This window comes from Chloroflexota bacterium (genome assembly GCA_034717495.1).
GTDB lineage: Bacteria > Chloroflexota > Anaerolineae > JAAEKA01 > JAAEKA01 > JAYELL01.
On record JAYELL010000084.1, the window covers coordinates 1 to 2,660 of the forward strand.

At 55.6% G+C, this 2,660-nt stretch carries 1 protein-coding gene; it reads right to left on the minus strand.

Features of this window, described 5'->3' with window-relative positions; translation table 11 throughout:
- Window positions 1–350: 350 nt before the first annotated feature.
- A partial coding sequence (locus U9R25_15445; protein ID MEA3337292.1) for a hypothetical protein occupies window positions 351–2,660 on the minus strand: 2,310 nt, incomplete at its 5' end.

Consider the following 2,660-nt stretch of genomic DNA (forward strand, 5'->3'; position numbering starts at 1 on the left):
CCCGGCATCAAAAGATACGCCCTCGTTTCCGCCCAGATTATATCAGTCCGCGGGAATCGGTACAAGCGCGCCGCGAGGAGGGTTGTGTTTCGAAAGTGGTGGAAACCGGCAGCGCGACAGAATCTGGGCCGTTTGGGTGTGAGCAACCCTCATCCTGGCCCAATCGATGGACTCCCGCGTCCGCGGGAATGACGTAAGCGCGAGTTTCTTGCCTTCGCGCATCCCTCGGCAGCCGCGGGATGGATCACTCGCAAGAACGGTCAAAACGTCATTGGCGCCCTCCACGATGCTTTGGCAGCCAATCCTTTCATCCCTCAGACCATCCCGAAGGTGGCCTGAGTAGTAACAAATTATCGATTATCTACGCCATTAGTTACCAGCAGCGGTAGAAAAGTTGTGCGCAGCACCTCAACTTCAACCGGCGCTGATATTTGTTCGCCGACATCCAGGAATCCGCTCGCTTCATAGCCGCCGCGCATGTCCGGTTGGGCGCCGGAAACCTGAACATAATACGCCTCGCCGTGTCCTGTTAATTCGACGCGGAGCGGCGGTGTCACCGTCCCAAAGATCCAGCCGATGCCCTGATCGCCGCCAAACCAGACACTGTTGGGGATTTCCGTGAGAGCACCGGTGGCCGTCGTATAGCCGAATCGCCTGCCGCTGCCATCGATGATGACCATGTCCACCGGATCGATATACGCGTTCCAGAGAGCGCTCAAATATGAAGTGCCCGCCAGATCTGTGGAGATGTCCGCATTTTCCCAGTCGGCATCCAGGATTTCCAGGATTTCCAATTGAGCATACACGTGTGACATCAACCCGGTGTGAGTATTGTTCCCGCTTGTTACGCGATAACGTTGAATTCGGTTGTCGTTTACAAATTGTCCCATCGAGGATTCGCCCGGCACCGTGCCGTCGCCCACAATGTCGGTGACGCCCTGGTACCAAATCAAACCCTCTGGGACATCTGATTCAAAATAGTCGTCGAAGCGAAAAACGACGTTGGATGCGGCGTCTTCCCTGTGATGCACGCGGTACTCAGTGGATACCGAATCGGCGTAAAAGACACTGGTTTTGGTCACCAGGCTGGCAAAGGGGCTGGGATCGGATGGGGGAGGCTGGTAGGTCACATCCAAACCGTTGTTAAGATCCAAAACAAGATCGTTCCGCACATCGGCCAGATCATTGACATGGCCTAATTCACCATGGATATCATACATAAAATCGTAGGTGGCAAGAAGTGAGCGAAATGTGGGTACGTATTGGCTGATGAATTCCGTGCGGAGGGGCGCTCCGTAGGGCGAAATCGAATCCAACGTGATGTCTTCGGGGAATCCTGTGATCGTTTCACCGGCCAGCACTTTTTGATAGGAGGCGTTGATCATTTTCGCCATGATGTACTTGGAGGCGTTGTCGATGATGAAATTGTTTTGCATGGCCTGCCAGGGTTGAGAAGCGCCCCGGTTGGGCACGGCCACCATGATCAGGTTCTCGACTGTGGGCAGGGTGAGGGTTTTGTTGCCTGAAGCAACGAAATCGTCGCCATAGGCCGCGCTCTGGATGTAGCTACGCGCCACCAGGCCGCCGGTGCTGTGTGAGATGATATCGACGCTCTCCAACGGTTCGTCCGGATGCTCCTCATCCCAGGCCTCAGTTGCCTTGCGCAGATAATAGCCCAAATAGTCAACTCCGTACTGATAGACCCCATCCGTGATCGATTGTCCGCTAAGGCCGCCGATCTGCCCGTCATAGACGCCATCGACCGGGCCGGGCGTCAACCGCCAGTCGTAGGCGACAACAAAGAGGTCCTTGCCCTCCTCGTAGCCGACATTTTTGAGTGTTTGCACCAGATCATCGTAGGCGTGTGTGAGCGGGTCGATGACCAGGAGATCCGGGTGGATGCCGCGATGGAGATTCCATTGTTCATGTGTCGCATCAGAAAAGTAATATGAGCCAAAAATGCCCGGAACAACCATCACTGGTCGATGGCTTGGCTTTTTGTAAACATCGAGTTTGTCTGGAACGCCCACCACCAGCACATTGTCCCGAATCGCCACGGAGGGACTATAAAAGTGTATGAACGCATCATACGGAAAGAAACTTGTCTCGGTCACATTTGTCCATCCGTTTTCCGGTTTCTCGAAGACAAAGGCGGCGTAACTCTCTTCAGCCCCGACCGCCACCCGCTTGCCGCTGATGGCGACAGAGTGACCAAAGCGTATGCCACGTTCGTTGGGGAGCGTGCCATCGGCCGCCGTGAGTTTTGCCGTTTCGGTCATATCTTCCCAACCCTGGGCCGGCTTTTCGTACAGAAACACAGAGCCTTCCCAGGCGGTATGGTCGCCGAGATCATCGAATGGCGCTCCGACCAACACGGTGACGCTGTCGATGGCCACGGAGTGTCCGAATTTACCGCCAAAGGTGCTGGTCCCGCTCATACTATCTGGGCTGAGTTTGGCTGTTTCCGTCATGTTTGTCCAGCCGCCGGGTGGCCGTTCGAAAATGTAGGCGCCAGCGTATCCCCCACCGATAACAAGCGTATTGCCGCTGGCAGCCATGGCCTCGCCGAAGCTACCAGGCGTATCTTCGCCGCTGAGCGTAAGCATGGCATCAATCGCATCGGTATCAGCCCAGCCATTGGCCGGCTTATTCCACACGAA